Source organism: Planctomycetota bacterium (genome assembly GCA_038746835.1).
Lineage (GTDB): Bacteria > Planctomycetota > Phycisphaerae > Tepidisphaerales > Tepidisphaeraceae > JBCDKH01.
In genome coordinates, this window is the sequence record JBCDKH010000072.1 from 1 (window position 1) to 15,561 (window position 15,561).

The following is a 15,561-nucleotide window of genomic DNA, read 5'->3' on the forward strand; positions in this document are numbered from 1 at the left end:
GCAAGCGGGGTGACGTCGTCGCCTTCGGGCACGCTGTACCAGACCTCTTTGGTCACGACGAGCCGACGCGGGCCGAAGCGGGCGAGTTCGACGAAGGCGACGCGATGCAGGTCCGACTCCGGGTCGTAGCGGAGCGTTGGCGCGGGGAACTGTGTCAGGTCCGTCGGCAGCAGGTTGATCGCCAGCACCTGGAGGATGAGGTCTGGCCGAATCGGCAGGCCGGCGATCTTGCGTGGATCGAGCCGGTCGGCGGTGCCGATGTAGGCGACGTTGTCGATCGGGAACCGCAGGAACAGCTGCTGGCCATCGGTGCCGAGGTCGAAGACGTCGCCGAACGCGTTCTTTTCCGCCTTGACGCGCAGGCGGTCGGGCTTCATGTGCTGGACGTTGATCTCGCCGTTGAAGAAGCGTCCCGAGTCTTCGGGCGACTCCTTGATCAGCACCTCGAAGTAGCCCTTGGACCAGAGCGTCGGCAGCTGGGCGTTGTTGTCGTTGATCCGTTCGACCAGCACGTCCAGCGGCAGCGGCTGACGTGGCTCGACCAAGGTGCCTGGTCCGTCGGAGCTGCCCGTCACGCAACCGGCAAGCAAGACCAGACCGATCGCCGCCAGGCGGACCATCACGCGGCCTCCGACGGTTCGGTCACGTCGTGTGGCTCGCCGTCGAGTTGGACACGCCACGAACGACCTTCGTGCTGAAGGAGCCGCACGCGACGTCGGCGGAGCAGCGTGAGCATCGCGAGGTATCGCAGACGTTGGCCGTCGTCGGTAGTCGGGTTGGCGCGGAGCATCGCCTCGGCCGATGCCGCCTCTTCGGCTTGTTCTGCCGACTTGCCGGACTGTGGCATGGTCGCCGACCAGAACGCAACGGACGCGGTGGCGTCGTCGTCGGTCCAGGCGTCGTGGCAGAAGCTGCGACGCGCGAGCTGGCCGTCGTCATCTTCGATCAGGGCGGCGACATAGGTCGCACCGGGCGAAATCGGCTCGCCGGTGCGGTGGCACGTCCGCTGAGGACGAAGGTTGGGCCAGGTTCGGACAAGCGTCGCACGCACGCCGGCATGGTACGGGCGGGCTTCAGCTGGCACGAAAGCTGCGCGCCGTCACGCCGCCATGACCGACGCGAAAGCCGACGCTGCGGCCGCACTTGGGACAGCGGCCGGTGTACCGATCGCCCGCGGCATTGCGGTAGACACGCTGGTAGACCCGGCAGCAGTCGAACATCACGCTCAGCCAAGGCCGGCCGACCATCGACGGTTTGGACGACGCGCGCGACGTCGCATCGTCATGCGACAACTCCACACGCACATCGTCGGGATCGAGCGGCATCCTCACCTGCTGCATCGGCAGACGGCGGGTCACTGGGTGAGCTGACGGACCAGGTCGATCGCCCGTTCGAGCAGGCGATCGGCCTCGGCGACGTCACCAAGGCGGGCCTCGTCATCGCCGGCGTTGGCCAGGACATTGTGCCGGGCGCAGCGCACGGTGGCCGTTGCGAGTTCGCCTGCAACGAGCAGATCGCTCCGGAGCCACGGGTTGCACTTGGGCTCAATCGCGACGGCCTCGACAAGCAGCGACACGCCGGCCGCCATCACTGCAGCAGGCACGGCCAAGCACGCGACGGCCGCCTCGGCGAGGGCTGCGTCGTCCTTGTCGTCTTTGGCGGCGCGCCAGCTGGCATAGGCGATCTGGTCCTCGACAACGAGCTGGCGAAGGACGTCGGCGAGCTTGTCGAATCGCTCGATCGCCTCACCGATCGCGGCCTCGTCGTCGTCGCTGTTGGCACGGCGGCCCTGGCTGTAGCGAAGCGCCATCAGCCCGACGGCTGATCCGAGGGCACCGGCGAGCGCCGCAACACTCCCGCCGCCGGGCGTGGGCGAGTTGACGGCCAGGCGATCGAGCCACGCCTCGACCGACAGCGACAAGTCGGCAGGTTGATCGGCCATCAGACGTCAGCGACAGTGTCTTCGACCTCGGCGGCGTATCGCATCGCACGCTCCAGTTCGCCCTTGAGGTGGCGGACGCGCAGGAGGCTCCGGACGCGGGTTAGCAGCTCGAACTTGTTGACGGGCTTGCTGACGAAGTCGTCGGTGCCACACTCGGCGGCGCGTTCGACGTCGCCCAGCTCGTTGAGCGCGGTGACCGTGAGGATTTGGATGTCCTGCGTGGCCGGGTCGCTCTTGACCTCGCGGCAGACCTGAAAGCCGCTCATCCGAGGCATCATGATGTCCAGCAGAATCAAGTCCGGCTCGACGGCACGCACCTGCTCCAACGCCTCGACGCCGTCCCGAGCGACGGCCACCGTGACGGGAAGAGCCTCGAGGTAGGCCTGGAGGAGTTCGACGTTCTGTTCGTTGTCGTCGACGATGAGGACCGTCGACTCGGGCAGGAACGACTCGTGCCCGTCCGTTGCGCGATCAGCAGAAGGACTGGCAGCAGGGGACATCGTCATAGGACCTCAGGTCGACTCGCCGATCACCGCCAGCACGTCCGGAATCGTGCGAAACCACGCAGCATCAGCTGCCGCGAGTCTAGCAAGATCGTCAGGGCGATCCACGTCCCAGAAGTCCGGTAACAGGGCCAGCGGATGACGGTCTTGTGCGAAGCGATCCTGGACCTGACCGCACTCGCGACCGCTGCTCCAGTCGATGTCCAACAGCGGCTCGTGCAAGTCAAGACCGGCAGGCGTGACGAGCGTCCAGAACCCGCCGTCGTCACACGGGCCGATGGCGGGCTGGTTGCGTCGACACGCCACGGCGACCGCGTCGCGACGATCCGGCCGCAGGTGCGGCGTGTCGGCACCGAAGAAGGCGATCGACGGCCGGCCGAGTGTGTCGGCGACGTCCGCCAACCGCCGACCGAGGTCGCCGCCGCCCTGTTCGTGCAGTTCGACACGCCCGGCATTGACAACGCATTCGCGAAACTCGGCCGCCTCATCCGGCGATCCGCCAGCGAAGGACCAGACGACACGATCCCACCGATCGTCGCCTGCCAACCAGCTGAGCGTCTGCCCAAGGCACATTGCGTGGACCTGTGCGGCCTGTTCCGGTGACAACGGCGGGCAGAGCCGCGTCTTGGTCGCGCCCGGCCTTGGAAGTTTGCCCATGACGACGCCGACCACGATTTCAAAGCTAGCCGCCCGAGAAATCAGGCGTTGACGGCTCCGGCTCCTTGCGTGACTTTCCAACAACCTGCGGCCCGGAGTTCCATCGGCCGCCACTCGATGATGACGCTCAGCTCCTCCTCATCCACCGCGGGCACCGGAAGCCCTGTCCCTCTCAGCGAGGACGTCGAGTCGCTTCGGCAGCAGCGCGACGCGTACCGCGAGAAGCTCCAGCGCATCGCCGACGCGATAGGCTGCGAGGACTTGAACAAGGTCGTCCACGACGTGCGGAACGTGCTCAACGAGCGCAATTTGCTTCGCAAGCTCGTCGATCTGGACGAGGCGTGAGTCTCAGCCGGCGATGAGCGCGACGTACTGCCCTGCCGCAACGAACAGCTGGCCGCCGAAGGTCCGCAGCAAGATGAACGCGAGCACGAACAGCATGATGCCCACGCCCTGATTAGCGGGGTTAAAGACAAAGTCTGCGTAGCCGCGGTTGTACGTCGCGACGATGCGTGATCCATCCAGCGGCGGAACCGGCAGCAGGTTGAACACGCACAACAGCAGGTTGAACGAGCCGAAGACGAACAGCACCATCGTGCCGTTGGCGACGCGATGGTTGTCCATGTCCAACGGCCCGCCGAGTCGCTGCCAGAGCCCGAGTGCTGTCAACGCCAGGAACGCGAGCACCAAATTCGTCGCCGGACCCGCCGCCGCGACGATCGCCTCGGCGTGGCGGCCCTTGAGTCGCGTGGAGTCGACTGGCATCTGTCCCCAGGCCAGGCCGACAAGAAAGCACGCGACGATGCTGAACGGCCCCATGTGGACCCACGGGTTCCAGGTCATGTGCCCGGTCCATTCCGGGGTCTGATCGCCCAGCTTGATCGCGGCGTAGCCGTGTGCGAGTTCGTGGAGCGTGATTGACAGGATGATCGTCATCACTGCAGCCGCGTAGTACGGCGGGTTGCTGAACAGCAGCTGGATAAACGATCCGTCCACGGTCGGAGCGTAGCGGAGGCCTGCAGCGGCATGCCAGAGGCCTCTGCGGCGGCATCAATCCTGGCATCGATCCAAGTTTGGCTTGACTTTCGGACCGGTCCGAATCAGACTGTGAACCGAAACGCATGGCTTCGGTCCCCACGCCAACACGCTCCACGACACGCCGATCCACGGCCAAGGGTCGGCCTGCGCGGGTCACGCTCGTCGACGTCGCTCGCGAGGCGGGCGTCAGCCGAACCACGGTGAGCGACGTGCTCAACCGAGGAGACGCCGCGGCTGGTCTGTATGCGGACGAAACACGCGAGCGCGTCGCGAGGGCCGTGCAATCGCTCGGGTACGCACCGCTGGCCAAGGCTCAGTCGCTCGCACGCGGCCGCAGCAATCTGATCGGGTTGGTCTTGCTGTGCGACTTTTCGAATCCGTACTTCGCCCGGTTTGCCAACGCCGTCGAGCTGGAGGTTGCCCGGCGCGGCATGCGGCTTCAGCTGGCCGTCCGCGACTCGTCCCACGATGCCAGTCCGCAGCAGAGCACTCAGCGTGACGCGGAATTGATCGCCCGCATGGTCGCCGACGACGTTGAGGGGTTGTTCGTCGGGCCGGTTTATGAACAGCTGGATTTGTCGACGCACGTTCCGCTCACAGGCGGGCGTTTGCCGACGGTGCTTTTTGGCGGATCGGTTGAGTCAGGCGTCGAGTTCGACACCGTGGCCGTGGACCGGGACGGTTCGGCCGCGCTCGCCATCGATCACCTTCAGGGGCTCGGCCACGAGCGGATCGGCTTCCTGTGTGCCCCGCCGAGTCGAACCGAGCCGACGCGCGACGATCACTTCGCCGCCATCGAATTGCTGCGTCAACGCGGCGTGTTCGCCGGAACGCAGTGGATCGCCTGGCAACCCGACACCGGCTCGCTCGACGCCTACGCGGAAGCGACGATGGCGTTCTGCGACCAGTGGCTCGCCAGCGAACCCGACGATCGGCCGACGGCGGTGCTTTGCCTGAACGACGCTGCCGCGATGGCGGCGCTGGGCGTGTTCCACCGTCGCGGCATCCGCGTTCCGGACGATCTCAGCGTCGTCGGCTTCGACGATCTGCCAGAGGCACCACACCTCGTTCCCGCACTCACGTCCGTCGACAGCCACGTCGATCGCCAGGTCGCCGCGATGGTGGAGCGGCTGCTTGCCCGCATCGACAACCCAGACACCAAGCCTGGCCACGTCGCGATCACCCCGACACTCCGCCCCCGCGCCTCGACGGCCGCCCCGCCACGCTGATCCCTCGAGGTCGTCACGTTGAGGATCGTGCACGACCGGCTCTTGACGCCCTGAAGGCTCGGAGCGATTCGAATCTCTGCATCTCACATCCATCGGAGGAACTCATGAAGCTGCATCTCACACACGTCGTCACCCTTTCCGCCCTCACGACCGCCACGGCCTCGGCCGCGCCGCTGGTGAGCGAAAGCTTCGACTACGCCTCGGGCGCGTCGATCGCCGCCCAAGCTGGCGGGTCCGGCTGGTCGGCCGCTTGGCAGACCAACGCCAACGCCACCTCGACGTCGACCATCGTCAGCGGTCTGACACTCGGAACGTATCCGACGTCCGGCAATGCGCTGCAGATCGATCAGGGCACGATCACTAACGACGATCGCGGCTTCGTGGGACGTGCAGTAAATGCGGACGTCGGGGGCAGCGGGACGTTGTTTCTGAGCTACCTCGTCCGCCAGACGCGCGACGAGGGCCTGCCCTTCGGCAACGGGCAGGACACGTTCTTCGGGCACAGCGTGACCGACGAGCTGATCGAAGAGCCCGTCATCGATAGCAAGTTCAACGGCCAGATCAGCGGCAGCAACGGCTTCGGCGGGCCGGAGGGCGTTGACGTTGCCTTCGGCAAACTCGGCAACGACGGCGGTGACGGCCGGTCGACCTACACCATGCCGCAGGACACAACGCTTCTCGCGATTTACGCCTGGGAGCCGGTCGGCGTCGGCAACTTCAGCATGACCGGCGACCCTCTCACCGCGACGCTTTGGCTCCTCGACGAAAGCGACTACGAAGCTGTCTTCGCTGCCGGGCTCTCCATCGCGAGCCTCGATGCCAACAACCAAGTCAAGACGGTCGAGGCCTCGACGATTGGCAACTTTGGCACCGAGTCGCTCGACTCGGGCGACCTGTTCCGCTTCTTCGTGCAAGACGCGGCCGTCACGTTCGACGAGATTCGCATCGGCAGCCAGCTGAGCGACGTCGTCGCCGCCCCGATTCCCGAGCCGACGTCCGTCGCCGCAATCGGCCTGCTCGGCCTCGTCGGGCTTCGCCGACGTCACTGATTGACCGACGAACAGACAGACGCACTGGAGGAACCCCATGTCTCACACGATCCGAACCCACGCGAATCGCCACGGCTTCACGCTCGTGGAGCTCTTGGTCGTCATCGGCATCATCGCGCTGCTGATCTCGATCCTGCTGCCCACACTCAGCCGAGCGCGTGCGCAGGCTGCGAGCGTTGTATGTCTGAGCAACCTTCGCCAGATTGGCACCGGGCTCGTGCAATACGGGAACGATGAGGGCCAGTGGCTTCCCAGCGGCTTCGGCACCGCGAGCTTTGGCGATCCGAAGTGGTACGCCAAGGCCGCCCTTGGCAAGTACACGACAGGCGGCTCGGTGCTGCTGTGTCCCGTCGATCAGAATCCCCTGGACCGAACCGGTGACTTCAACTGGAGCATGCCCAACAACGAGCGCGAGTTCGACGTCCAGCTGAGCTACATGTTCAACGCAGGGCACGATCGCACGGCGGCGCATCGAAAGCTCACAAGCATCCAGGACCCGGTCGAAACGCATGCCGTTTCCGACAGCGGCGAAGGGCAGCGTCACAACGGGTTGTTCAACTTCGAAAACGAAGGCAACTGGATCGGCATGTTCCCGTTTAACCGCCACGACGGGAACATCAACATGGCGTTTTTCGACGGCCATGCAGAGCAAATCACCGGTGCCGAAGCCAACGACGAAGGCGACGTCTGGACCTACCAAAACTGGTGGGACACGAACGACACGACCTTCTTCCGTGTCTGGGACGCCGGCTACAAGCGGTCTCAAGCACGTCGCCTTTAACCTCAGTCTCTGATCGTGTTTCTCTCTCCCGGCAGCCGCTTTGTCTCGGCTGCTCTTTTTTGCAACGAACCAATGACTGCATCTCACAAAAGCCACTGGCTCGGGCTCTGCATTGCCGGTTGCCTGGCCATTCTCGCAGCGTCTGCACATGCAGCAGAAATCGACCTGCCCGACGGCGTCGCCGACCTCGTCGAGGCCGAGGCGGACAAGCCGAAGTCGACCAGCGAGATCGTCGAAGACGACGCCGCCTCCGGTGGTAAGGCCGTCGCGTCGGACAAGACGTGGGAGCCGATCCTTGAGACCGATGCCTATGCCGACCTCGCCGGTCGCGTCACCGTCTGGGTCCGCTACAAGGGCGGGCCGGTCCAGCTGAAGACCATCGACGACGGCAAACAGACCGACCGCGACTGGAGCTGGGCGAAGCCGGACGGCTTCGCTTGGCACAAGATCGGCACTTACGACGCCAGCCAGCTCGGCGAACGCGTCCGCATCATCCGCGGCGAGTTCGACGGCACGACCGTCGTCGATTGCATCGCCGTCGACGTCGAAGAGACCGGCATCGACACGCCCCAGGACGCGGGCGACGTCGGCATCACGGGCGAGGCAGCCGGCGGTGGAGACGCCCTGCCACCTGCCTTCCCGGACGAGGCCAAGCCGATAGTCGTCGTCCCGCTCTCGATCGACTGGCAGACCGTCACGCACACGATGCCGCAGGACATGTGGGGCGTCTCGCTGTTCAAGATCGTCAAGCCGGACCAGTCGAACTCGCCCGGCTACGCGGAGTGGCTGACCCGGCTCTCGCCGTCGCTGGTCCGCGTGCACTCAGCCGAGATGACCGAGCAGTGGTGGGACGCCGAGGCCGAGGACTGGAACGTCGAGGCGATCGAGCGTTGCTTCGCGCCGCACCGCGATTGGCTCGCTTCGGGCGACGTGAAGCTGATGATGTGCATGCCGTACGACATTCCCGCTGCACTGCGAGGTGAGCCGGAGAACGGCAAGCACCTCGACCCGGAGCACTACGACGCCGCACTTGCCAGCCATCGCCAGCTCATTTCCGTCCTGACAGACGATCTGGGCCTTCCGGTCACGCATTGGGAGCTGACCAACGAGTGGGACAACACCTACGAAAAGCTCGGCAAGCTCGACGAACTCTGGGCCTTCCTCGACCTGCTCGCAGAAGAGACGCGTTCGGCCTCGCCGGGAACGCAGGTCGGCGGGCCAGCGCTCACGTGGCCGAAGCCGGTTTGGATCGATGGCCTGATCGAGACCGTCGCCGACGACCTCGATTTCGTCTCGTGGCACGGATACGCGATCGGCAAGCCGACCACGCCGAACGACGCGGTCATGGAGCGCGCCGTCGCCATCGCTGACCACGCGGGCGAAGTCCACGCCGAGTTGGACGAGGCCGGCTTCGGCGAGGCGGAGTCGTATTTGACGGAGTTCAACGTCCAATGGACCTGGCGGCCGTACGAGCGGCGACATGCCAACAGCGTCGGAGCGGCGTTCCTTGCCAAAACCGTCGCCGAGATGGCGCGGCAAGGCGTCACGGGTGCCACCGTCTGGCACGCCATGGGCGACGCCTACGGCCTGGTCGACGGCGACGCACGCATGCGAGCCACCGGGCAGCTCTACCTCTGGGCCAACCGCTACGCCCACGGCGATGTTGCGGCCTTCGGCTTCAGCGACGACTTCACGCCGCCCACCACACGGCCCGCCGACGACGAGGCGAACCCAGGCCTGGTCGTCGTGCCGATCGTTCGTGCCGATGGGCGTCGCACGCTGATGCTGGCGAACACCACCGACGGCACGATCCGCGTCGATGCGGCGACCGGCGATCTACTGGGCGTGAGCGATCTGCGGCACCTCGCCATCACCGCCACCGGCGGGACTGTGGCGGAGCTGACATCCGACATGATTCTGGAGCTGCCGGGCTTTTCGGTCCACTTCGTGACCGATGCCGCGTCTACCGAATCGCTCGGCGAGGTCGACCTCTCAGCCCAACATGCGAAGTTCGGTTTCTGACATCCCGGCCTCGCCTAGATTAGCGGGCGTCGCGACGGCAGAATCGGCCTCCGATGCCGCTGAGCTGGAACGAGATTCGTCAACGGGCCATCACGTTCAGCCGGCAGTGGCGCGACGCCGCGCGTGAGAACGCCGATTCGCAGACCTTCTGGAACGAGTTCTTCCACGTCTTCGGCAAGTCGCGGCGTGCCGTGGCCGCGTTCGAAGAACCGGTGAAGAACCTCGGCGGCTCGTTCGACCGCATCGACATCTTCTGGAAGGGCCGACTCCTCGGCGAGAGCAAGTCGCGGGGCAGCGACCTCGACAAGGCCTACACGCAGGCGGCCGGCTACATCCAGTCGCTGGTCAACGAAGGCCGTGACGACGAGGTGCCGCGGTACGTCATCGTCACCGACTTCGCCCGCATCCGGGTTTTCGACCTAGACCCGGAGAACCCGAGCGACCTCTTCGATGTCGATGCCGACGCGACGGCCGAGTTTGCGCTCGAAGACTTCCACGAACACGTTCGCCGTTTCGCCTTCATCGCCGGCTACGACCCGCAGCGCGTCGACCCCGAAGACCCGGCCAACCTCGACGCCGCGAATCTGCTGGCCAACCTCCACGACCGCCTCGAAGACGGCGGTTACAGCGGCCATGACCTCGAACGCTTCATGGTCCGCGTGCTCTTTTGCCTCTTCGCCGAGGACACCGGCATCTTCGAGCCGTTCCAGTTCGAGAACTTCGCCAAGCACCAGACCTCGGCCGACGGAAGTGACGTCGGCTCGCAGCTCGCCCAGCTCTTCGGGGTCCTGAACAAGCCGCACGCCGACCGCCAGGCGAGCCTCGCCGACCACTTCGCTGAGTTTCCCTACGTCAACGGCGACCTGTTCAAGGAGCGCCTCGACTTCGCCAGCTTCACCGCCCCGATCCGGACGGCCCTGCTGGAATGCTGCCGGTTCAAGTGGGAGAAGATCAGCCCGGTCATCTTCGGCTCGCTCTTTCAGGAGATCATGGCCCCGCGCGACCGACGGCAGATCGGGGCGCACTACACCAGCGAACGCGACATCCTCAAGCTCGTTCGCAGCCTCTTCCTCGACAAGCTGCGTGCCGAACTCGATAACTGTCATGGCACGAAGGAGTATGAAAGGTTCATCAAGAAGCTTTGCACGTTGAAATTCCTCGACCCAGCATGCGGCACGGGCAATTTTCTCATTCTCAGCTATCGCGAACTCCGGCGATTGGAACTCGATGCACTATCGAGAATGACTGGTGAAGTCGAGGCAACCGATCAGATGTTGATCAACACTCGACTAAGCGTCGACCAGTTCTACGGCATCGAGATCGAAGAGTGGCCTGCCCTCATCGCCGAGGTCGGCATGTGGTTGATGGACCACCAGATGAACAACGAGATGTTCAAGCGGTTCGGCAGCGCCTCTCCGACGATCCCGCTGAAGACCTCGCCGACCATTCGGCACGGCAACGCGCTGCAACTCGACTGGAACGACGTCCTGCCGGCCAAGCAGTGCAGCTAAATCCTCGGCAACCCGCCGTTCGTGGGGCACCAGTGGCGAACCGAACCGCAGCAGAAGGACATGCGGACAATCTGGGGCAACGCAGGGGCGTATCGACGGCTCGACTACGTCACTGCGTGGTACGCCAAAGCAATCGATTACATCGGCGAAACGAAAGCACTTACCGCATTCGTTTCCACGAACAGCATCACGCAAGGCGAGCAGGCAGCAACGCTCGGCCGATTTCTGATCGATCAAGACGTGACGATCTTCTTCGCCCATCGCACGTTCGCGTGGGAGAGCGAAGCAAGAGGTGGCGCGCATGTCCACGTTGTGATCATTGGATTTGGTGTCGGCAACGTTGATCGCCAGAAGGTGATCTTCGACTACGCGACGTTGAAAGGTCCACCACAAGCAACGACTGCATCGAACATCAATCCCTACCTGATCGACGGCGCGAACGTCGTGCTTCCGGCAAGAGCGTCAGTGCCCGAGGGCGTGCTTCGGATGACCAAGGGGAGCCAACCGACCGACGGTGGTCATCTGATCTTCACGAGTGAAGAGCGCGATTCCTTCCTTGCGGAAGCACCGCAAGCAAGGGACTGGATGCGCCCTTACGTTGGTGGTAAAGACTTGATCAATGGCGACCATCGCTGGTGTCTGTGGCTCAAAGACGTGAGTCCGTCAGAACTTAGAGCTAGCGATGCAGTCATGGAACGATTGCGCTTGGTAAGCGAATCACGAGCGAAGAGTCCGACGGCCAGCGTTCGGGAGTACGCACGGACACCAGCGCTTTTCACGCAGGATCGACAGCCTGCCGTCGAATTCATTGCGGTGCCTGAAGTTTCATCTGAACGACGGCTTTACATCCCGATGGCGATCCTCTCCCCCGACATCATCGCGAGCAACAAGCTACAGATGATCGTCGGCGGATCGGTCTATCTCTTTGGGCTTCTGATGTCGGCGATGCACATGGCGTGGGTCAACCAAATCTGTGGCCGACTCAAATCAGACATCAGTTATGCTCCATCGGTCTACCACAATTTCCCTCGGCCCGCGGGCGGCAAGGTCGGGGGAGACGACGGCATCTCGAAGAAGCACCATGCGGTAGTCGAAGCCGCGGCCGAGTCTGTGTTGGCAGCGCGGGACAACCACCCGGACGCCACCCTCGCCGACCTCTACGACCCGCTGGCCATGCCAGCCGACCTCGCCAAGGCCCACGCCGCCCTCGACAAGGCCGTCGACCGCTGTTACCGCCCCCAACCCTTCCCCGACGAACGCCGCCGCTTCGAACACCTCTTCGCCCTCCACGAAAAGCTCGTCCACCCCCTGACGGCCCGGGCGTGACACCCGCGTCGCACAGCGGCCCGATCCGGGACGTATAACTACCTGTGGAACACGAGGTCGAAAACGTCACGATCATCGGTAGCGGCCCTGCCGCCTTCACGGCTGCCATCTACGCCGCCCGGGCCGAGCTCAAGCCGCTGGAGTATGAAGGGGCGATCACCGAGGAGAACCGCCTCGCCGGGACGTTGCCGCTGGGGCAGCTCAACTGGACGACGGAGGTCGAGAATTTCCCCGGCTTCCCCGACGGCATTCAGGGGCCGGACCTGATGCTCAAGATGCGCGAGCAGGCCGTGCGGTACGGCACGCGGATTGTCACGCAGGACGTCACCGAGCTGGACCTCTCGGAGCGGCCGTTCAAGCTCAAGGGCTCCGACGGCAAGGAGTGGAAGAGCCGCACCGTCATCATCGCGACCGGTGCCAGCGCGAGGTACCTCGACATCCCGGGAGAGCGCGAGTTCGCCAACAAGGGCGTGAGTGCCTGCGCGGTCTGCGACGGTGCCCTTCCGCGGTTCCGTGGCAAGAGCCTCGTGGTCGTCGGCGGCGGTGACACGGCGGCGGAGGAGGCGACCTACCTGACCAAGTTTGCCGATCACATCCACCTGCTCGTCCGTCGCGGCGAGATGCGGGCAAGCAAGGTCATGCAGCAGCGCGTCTTCGACAACGACAAAATCACCGTCCACTGGCACACCAAGCCGCTGGAAGTCCTCGGCACGGACGCTGACGGCGTGACAGGCGTTAAGGTCGAAAAGAGCGAAGTCGGCGACGTCCAGACCATCGACTGCGTCGGCGTCTTCGTCGCGATCGGACACCGTCCCAACACGGCGTTCCTGGCCGACCAGGTCCACATGGAAGAAGGGTTTGTCAAGCTGACGGACCCGTTCCACACGTTCACCAGCGTCGAAGGCGTCTTCGCCGCCGGCGACGTTGCCGACCCGACCTACAAGCAGGCCGTCACCGCGGCGGGCATGGGCTGCAAGGCGGCGCTGGATGCGGAGCACTTCCTGGCGTCGAAGGGTGAGGTGTAAGAGACTGCTGAAAGAGGAGGTCTGAGTGCGGAACGCCAGACCGGTCCATCCTCACGGGACTCATCCGCGACTGGTGCTGGCGTACGCGTCGCCATCTCCAAAGAGGGTTTTGTCGACTGCCGACCGGCGAGCGCGACGCTTGCGGTTCGTCGCGATGACCGGAGCTGTACTTCCGGTGGTCGCGCTGGGTGCACGGCTGCTGCGCGATTGGAACACAGGTTTGGCTCTAGCTCTCGCAGTCGGGACGATGGCATTAGCTGCGGAGACCGGTTGGTTCGGGAGCCGCTTGCTTTTAACGATGCGTCGACGAGAGATCGACGGCCTCTGGTGCCGCGCGGCAATCGCTGGCACGTTGATCGCCCTGCTGGTTGTCTTATGCGGCGTGCTTTTGCCTTTCAGTTCGTAGCGTGAGCCCGCGCCCACGCTTCAGGAGACTTGTGAACGACGTCCGCCTCACGTTACCACGATGCCACCGTCTCGCGGGTGCAACTGCGTTCCGGCGTGTGTTTGACGAGGGCATCTCCGTCCGACGCGGGCCGCTGACGGTCTACGCGTTGCCGAACGAGCTTGGGCATCCGCGGCTGGGGCTGACGGTGTCGCGGCGGGTTGGGTTGGCGTATGAACGGGTCCGGCTCAAGCGGCTGCTGCGTGAGGCGTATCGGCACGAACGGCATCAGCTGCCAGCGGTCGACATCGTGGTGGTCCCACGCCGGCACAAGCGGTGGTCGCTGGAGGACTATCGACGCAGGCTTGTCGAGATAACGCGGAAAGTCACCGACGTGGGCGATGGTCGAGGGTAGCTGCGAGCCTGCGGCTCGCAGTCCGGACTGCGGGCCGTAACCCCGCAGCTACCCCAGTTCGGGTCTTCGCGTTAGAACGAGACCATGCTTCACGTAAGCAATGTGCCTGAGCCACCGGTCCGTTCGGAAGAGGCGCACAAGGGCACTCACGGCAAGCTGCTCGTGGTCGGTGGCTCGGCGACGTCGCTCGGGGCGCCGATGCTGGCTGCAAGAGCGGCGTACCGCGTCGGCTGTGGGTACGTGCGGGTCGCCCTGCCACGCAAGATGATGGCGGCGGGGTTGTCGACTCTGCCTGAGGCGGTCGGGGTGGATCGCGACGACCTGAGAGCGGCCATCGCGGACTCGCAGGCGATCGTCGTCGGCCCCGGGCTTGGAACGGACGCGGAGGCGGACATGTTGCTCGACGAGGTGCTCGCTTCGGATCTGCCGACGGTGTTGGACGCCGATGCGTTGAACCTGCTCGCCGCACGCGATGCGATGCCGGTGCTCCCGCAGCAGGCAGTGCTGACGCCCCATCCAGGCGAAATGGCTCGATTGACCGGCGCGAGCGTGCCGCATGATGACGCGGGCCGCGAGCGGCTCGCCGCGGCGTCGACTTTCGGCCGAGTCCTCGTGCTCAAGGGGCCGCGAACGCTCGTGTGCGACGGGACCACGCTCTACCGCAACACGACCGGCGACTCCACGCTCGCCAAGGCAGGCACGGGCGACGTGCTGGCGGGCGTGATCGGGGCGTTCCTCGCAGCAGGCATGCCAGCCTTCGATGCCGCGGTGCTGGGCGTCCATCGCCATGGCCTTGCCGGCGAGCTCGTCGGGCGACGACTCGGCCGTCATGGAGCTCTTGCGAGTGACATCGCGGACGCGATGGCGGAAGTGCTTCGGTAGCTGGAAAGCCTGCTGAGCGTTTACCGAATCGAACTAGCTACTGCCGGACGCGTCGCAGGCTCGACGTCGACCGGCTTGCTCAGCGGACGCAGTAGTAGAAGCCTGCCGGATGCGGGCTCCCGACGCTCGCGGCCGCCGCGCATGGTGAACTCGCCATAGTCGAGGATCCACAGCCCGCCCATCCCGAACGCCAAATCGCTCGGCCGCGTCAGGACGCCACCCGCGCCGTTGTTGGTCGGCGTTCGCCCGGCGGTGGTGTTGTAGACGAGCGGGTTGACTGTGTTGCGATCGATGTCAACGACCACGACCTGCCGTCCCAGCACGCGGTTGATTGGTGCGTTACCGGTCGCAAACGGTGCCTTGTCCCCGCGTAGGGCAACGACGAGCCGACCTGCGATTTCAGCCAGCGCACCGCCCGCGTCGCTCGGGATGAACGACATGCCCGACGCGCCCGACAGCGACGGCAGGATCGCCGTCAGCAAGGCATCGCGGTTGGGCGTTTCGAGTCCCTCGCCGTCGTTGCTGGCGTCGTGGTCGATGAGGAAGCTCAGCTCGTCGTAGCCGGTGCGGGCCAGTAGCGGCGTAACGGGTTGGAAGCGCTCCTGCGTCACCGGCAGCAGGTCCGCGGAGTAGTCCGGCCATCCGTACCACGTCGGCCGCTCGCCGGATTCGATGCTGAACAGGCGAAGGACGGCATCCGGATCGTCGCGTACCGGCCGGGTGCCGCGGCGCTCCATGCCCTGGTTGGCGGCGTAGAGCTGGGCAAACTCGTTGAACGCGAGCCCCGTCGGATGGC

The 15,561-nt window shown here is 65.0% G+C and carries 17 protein-coding genes and 1 pseudogene; 10 read left to right on the forward strand and 8 right to left on the reverse strand.

Annotated elements, in window-relative coordinates:
* From AAGI46_08840 to AAGI46_08865, 6 genes are all read right to left on the reverse strand, one after another.
* Positions 1-623: hypothetical protein (locus AAGI46_08840; protein MEM1012315.1), on the reverse strand; the 623-nt coding region annotated here is incomplete at its 3' end.
* Positions 620-1,051 carry a hypothetical protein gene (locus AAGI46_08845; GenBank protein ID MEM1012316.1) on the reverse strand — a complete coding sequence of 144 codons (432 nt, stop codon included), beginning with the start codon at positions 1,049-1,051 and terminating at the stop codon, positions 620-622. The genes AAGI46_08840 and AAGI46_08845, both read right to left, overlap by 4 nt.
* A 22-nt stretch (positions 1,052-1,073) precedes the next feature.
* The gene (locus AAGI46_08850) at positions 1,074-1,325 is read right to left on the reverse strand and encodes a hypothetical protein (protein MEM1012317.1); all 252 of its coding nucleotides are present in this window, start codon (positions 1,323-1,325) and stop codon (positions 1,074-1,076) included.
* Between the two features lie 29 nt (positions 1,326-1,354).
* Positions 1,355-1,942 carry a cyclodeaminase/cyclohydrolase family protein gene (locus AAGI46_08855; protein ID MEM1012318.1) on the reverse strand — a complete coding sequence of 196 codons (588 nt, stop codon included), beginning with the start codon at positions 1,940-1,942 and terminating at the stop codon, positions 1,355-1,357.
* Complete coding sequence (locus AAGI46_08860) at positions 1,942-2,448, reverse strand: response regulator (GenBank protein MEM1012319.1); 507 nt, start codon at positions 2,446-2,448, stop codon at positions 1,942-1,944. The genes AAGI46_08855 and AAGI46_08860 overlap by 1 nt, the downstream gene beginning before the upstream one ends.
* 6 nt (positions 2,449-2,454) lie before the next feature.
* The gene (locus tag AAGI46_08865) at positions 2,455-3,117 is read right to left on the reverse strand and encodes a DUF2064 domain-containing protein (GenBank protein ID MEM1012320.1); all 663 of its coding nucleotides are present in this window, start codon (positions 3,115-3,117) and stop codon (positions 2,455-2,457) included.
* A 105-nt stretch (positions 3,118-3,222) separates the two neighbouring features.
* Here AAGI46_08865 and AAGI46_08870 point away from each other — a divergent pair, with 105 nt between their 5' ends.
* Entirely contained in the window at positions 3,223-3,447 is a 225-nt protein-coding gene (locus tag AAGI46_08870; GenBank protein MEM1012321.1) for a hypothetical protein, read from the forward strand.
* Positions 3,448-3,450: 3 nt separating this feature from the next.
* Here AAGI46_08870 and AAGI46_08875 read toward each other — a convergent pair whose 3' ends face one another.
* Entirely contained in the window at positions 3,451-4,098 is a 648-nt protein-coding gene (locus AAGI46_08875; protein ID MEM1012322.1) for a site-2 protease family protein, read from the reverse strand.
* Positions 4,099-4,223: 125 nt separating this feature from the next.
* Between AAGI46_08875 and AAGI46_08880 the strand changes: the two genes are divergently transcribed.
* From AAGI46_08880 to AAGI46_08920, 9 genes and pseudogenes are all read left to right on the forward strand, one after another.
* A complete protein-coding gene (locus AAGI46_08880) occupies positions 4,224-5,369 on the forward strand; it encodes a LacI family DNA-binding transcriptional regulator (GenBank protein MEM1012323.1) in 1,146 nt (381 codons plus the stop codon).
* A gap of 104 nt (positions 5,370-5,473) precedes the next feature.
* Complete coding sequence (locus AAGI46_08885; protein MEM1012324.1) at positions 5,474-6,418, forward strand: PEP-CTERM sorting domain-containing protein; 945 nt, start codon at positions 5,474-5,476, stop codon at positions 6,416-6,418.
* Positions 6,419-6,455: 37 nt separating this feature from the next.
* The gene (locus AAGI46_08890; GenBank protein MEM1012325.1) at positions 6,456-7,199 is read left to right on the forward strand and encodes a prepilin-type N-terminal cleavage/methylation domain-containing protein; all 744 of its coding nucleotides are present in this window, start codon (positions 6,456-6,458) and stop codon (positions 7,197-7,199) included.
* Between the two features lie 72 nt (positions 7,200-7,271).
* Entirely contained in the window at positions 7,272-9,221 is a 1,950-nt protein-coding gene (locus AAGI46_08895; protein ID MEM1012326.1) for a hypothetical protein, read from the forward strand.
* Between the two features lie 53 nt (positions 9,222-9,274).
* Positions 9,275-11,755, forward strand: a pseudogene (locus AAGI46_08900) (DNA methyltransferase).
* Positions 11,756-11,797: 42 nt separating this feature from the next.
* Entirely contained in the window at positions 11,798-12,058 is a 261-nt protein-coding gene (locus AAGI46_08905) for a type IIL restriction-modification enzyme MmeI (GenBank protein MEM1012327.1), read from the forward strand.
* 44 nt (positions 12,059-12,102) lie between these two features.
* Positions 12,103-13,083, forward strand: coding sequence for a thioredoxin-disulfide reductase (trxB, locus tag AAGI46_08910; GenBank protein ID MEM1012328.1), 981 nt, complete (start codon positions 12,103-12,105; stop codon positions 13,081-13,083).
* 437 nt (positions 13,084-13,520) lie between these two features.
* Positions 13,521-13,883, forward strand: coding sequence for a ribonuclease P protein component (rnpA, locus tag AAGI46_08915; protein ID MEM1012329.1), 363 nt, complete (start codon positions 13,521-13,523; stop codon positions 13,881-13,883).
* An 84-nt stretch (positions 13,884-13,967) separates the two neighbouring features.
* Positions 13,968-14,765, forward strand: coding sequence for an NAD(P)H-hydrate dehydratase (locus tag AAGI46_08920; GenBank protein MEM1012330.1), 798 nt, complete (start codon positions 13,968-13,970; stop codon positions 14,763-14,765).
* Between the two features lie 20 nt (positions 14,766-14,785).
* Here the strand turns inward: AAGI46_08920 and AAGI46_08925 are convergent.
* The coding region (locus AAGI46_08925; protein ID MEM1012331.1) for a hypothetical protein at positions 14,786-15,561 on the reverse strand (776 nt) is incomplete at its 5' end.